The organism is Pseudomonas sp. NDM, from assembly GCF_003105095.1.
GTDB lineage: Bacteria > Pseudomonadota > Gammaproteobacteria > Pseudomonadales > Pseudomonadaceae > Aquipseudomonas > Aquipseudomonas moraviensis_A.
Genome location: NZ_QETJ01000299.1, coordinates 1 through 2,091, shown reverse-complemented (window position 1 = coordinate 2,091; position 2,091 = coordinate 1). Strand labels below are relative to the sequence as shown.

Annotated in this window: 4 protein-coding genes; 3 read left to right on the top strand and 1 reads right to left on the bottom strand. The window is 61.1% G+C overall.

The genetic code is table 11. From position 1 onward, the window contains the following. Positions 1 to 84: 84 nt before the first annotated feature. Entirely contained in the window at positions 85 to 558 is a 474-nt protein-coding gene (locus tag DCO47_RS26610) for a Crp/Fnr family transcriptional regulator (RefSeq protein ID WP_116659273.1), read from the top strand. Here DCO47_RS26610 and DCO47_RS26605 read toward each other — a convergent pair. Then, positions 555 to 839: a hypothetical protein gene (locus DCO47_RS26605; RefSeq protein ID WP_042607431.1), complete on the bottom strand. Its 285-nt coding sequence runs from the start codon at positions 837 to 839 to the stop codon at positions 555 to 557. The genes DCO47_RS26610 and DCO47_RS26605 overlap by 4 nt on opposite strands. An 81-nt stretch (positions 840 to 920) precedes the next feature. Between DCO47_RS26605 and DCO47_RS26600 the strand changes: the two genes are divergently transcribed. After that, positions 921 to 1,607, top strand: a complete 687-nt coding sequence (locus DCO47_RS26600; RefSeq protein ID WP_042607430.1) for a spermidine synthase — start codon at positions 921 to 923, stop codon at positions 1,605 to 1,607. 48 nt (positions 1,608 to 1,655) lie between these two features. Further along, on the top strand, positions 1,656 to 2,027 hold the full coding sequence (locus tag DCO47_RS26595) for a YajD family HNH nuclease (RefSeq protein WP_003222612.1): 372 nt from the start codon (positions 1,656 to 1,658) through the stop codon (positions 2,025 to 2,027). The last annotated feature ends 64 nt before the right edge of the window (positions 2,028 to 2,091 follow it).

Genomic DNA, 2,091 nt, shown 5'->3' with positions numbered 1-2,091 from the left:
ATCAAAAGATCGCAGCCTTCGGCAGCTCCTACACAAGGAACGTGTGATACCCGGAAAATGTGAAAACAAAAAGACCGCATCGACATGTCCGAACCGACCTTCCTGAACAACGAAATCCGCGACTGGCTGATGGATTGTGGCCTGTTCGATCAATTGCAGCTGGCCGACTTCGCGGCCGCTTCCGGCTACTTCAGCATCAGCACCGTGGCTGAAGGCGAAGCGATTTTTCGCGAGGGCGATGCCGGCAGTTTCATGTGCATCATCCACACCGGCCAGGTCGCCGTGCAGAAAACCGCCGTCGACGGCCAGGTCATCACCATGGCCACCCTGCGCAGCGGCCGTGCCTTCGGTGAAATGGCCGTGCTCGATGGCGAACGGCGTTCGGCCACGTGCATTGCGGCAAGCAACTGTCAGTTGCTGAACCTGGGCAAGGACTCGCTGGAAAAAATGCTCAACGACGCACCGAAAATCGCCGCAAAGATCATCCGCGCCCTCGCCGTCTCGCTGTCCAAACGCCTGCGCATGGCCGACGGCCAACTCGCCGCGCAACAGGTTTAACCGCCGGGGGATTTCGCCTTGTTGCCGTTCGGCTCGATACCCGGCACCGGTTGATCCTTGCTCGGCGGGCTGGGCATTTCGATTGGCACCAGCGGCGGGCTGCCACTGCCGGCGCCAGACTTGGGCAGGGTAATCGGGGTGATCTGCGGATACGGCGTCGGCGTCGCGGTGCCGGGCGAGCCGGGTTGCGGCGTCGGACTGACCGGAATGCTCTGCTGGGCCTGCGCAGCAGTAATCGCGAGCGCGGCCAGGGTAATGACCGTTAGAATGGTGCGCTTCATCAAGGGCTCCGTTTGGCCTTTAGTCTGTGCTCAGGCTACTCCCAACGCGCCTGCTTGCCTTCCCCCCCTTTAGAGATTTCCATGAAACGTTTCGTTCTGCTCGACACCACCCCGATCCCCGAAAACGGCGGTGCCCTGTGCCTGTTCGAGTATGGCGAGGACTTCGTCATCAAGATCCAGGGCGGCGACGGCGGGCAATTGATGAACACGCGCATGCACGGTTCCGAAGACGCATTGGCCGAGATTCCCTGCCGCAAGGTCGCCGGCCGGCCGAATTCGCGCGTGCTGATCGGTGGCCTGGGCATGGGCTTCACCCTCGCCTCGGCACTCAAGCATTTGGGCAAGGCCGCCGAAGTGGTGGTCGCTGAGCTGGTGCCCGGCGTGGTCGAGTGGAATCGCGGCCCGCTCGGAGAAAAGTCCGGCCGGCCATTGCTCGATCCGCGCACGGTGATCCGCATGGAAGACGTGGCCAAGGTGCTGCAAAGCGAGCCGAACGGGTTCGACGCGATCATGCTCGATGTCGACAACGGCCCTGAAGGCCTGACCCAGAAAGCCAACAGTTGGTTGTACTCGGCCGCTGGTCTGAATGCCTGCGCCAAGGCCCTGCGTCCCAAAGGCGTGCTGGCGGTGTGGTCGGCCAGCGCTGATCGGCAGTTTTCCGACAAATTGAAGAAGGCCGGTTTCAAGGCCGAAGAAGTCCAGGTCTTCGCCCACGGCAACAAGGGCACCCGCCACACGATCTGGATTGCCGAGAAGCTCAAGGGCTGAGCTAAACTCTGCGCATAACCGTCATCAGTCTTTTACAAAGGTGAACCCATGAGTTCGTCCACCCCCACCAACACGTCGAAGCTGGACCGCATCCTCGCCGACAACCAGCGCGACAAGGAAATGGGCTACCGCGACAAAGCCCTGAAGATGTACCCGCACGTCTGCGGCCGCTGCGCCCGCGAGTTCTCCGGCAAACGCCTGAGCGAACTGACCGTGCACCACCGCGACCACAATCACGACAACAACCCGCAGGACGGCTCGAACTGGGAGCTGTTGTGCCTGTATTGCCACGACAACGAGCATTCGCGTTACACCGACCAGCAGTATTTCGGCGACGGCTCGCTGAGCACACCGAAAATCGCCAAGGCCACGCATAACCCGTTTGCGGCCCTTGCTGGCCTGATGAAAAAAGAAGATTAAAAGCAAAGATCGCAGCCTTCGGCAGCTCCTACACGGTGTACGCCATTAGACTGTAGGAGCTGCC

Coding starts and splice junctions, on each gene's coding strand:
- DCO47_RS26595 (WP_003222612.1), top strand. CDS start 1,656: ATGAGTTCGTCCACCCCCACCAACACGTCGAAGCTGGACCGCATCCTC.
- DCO47_RS26610 (WP_116659273.1), top strand. CDS start 85: ATGTCCGAACCGACCTTCCTGAACAACGAAATCCGCGACTGGCTGATG.
- DCO47_RS26605 (WP_042607431.1), bottom strand. CDS start 839: ATGAAGCGCACCATTCTAACGGTCATTACCCTGGCCGCGCTCGCGATT.
- DCO47_RS26600 (WP_042607430.1), top strand. CDS start 921: ATGAAACGTTTCGTTCTGCTCGACACCACCCCGATCCCCGAAAACGGC.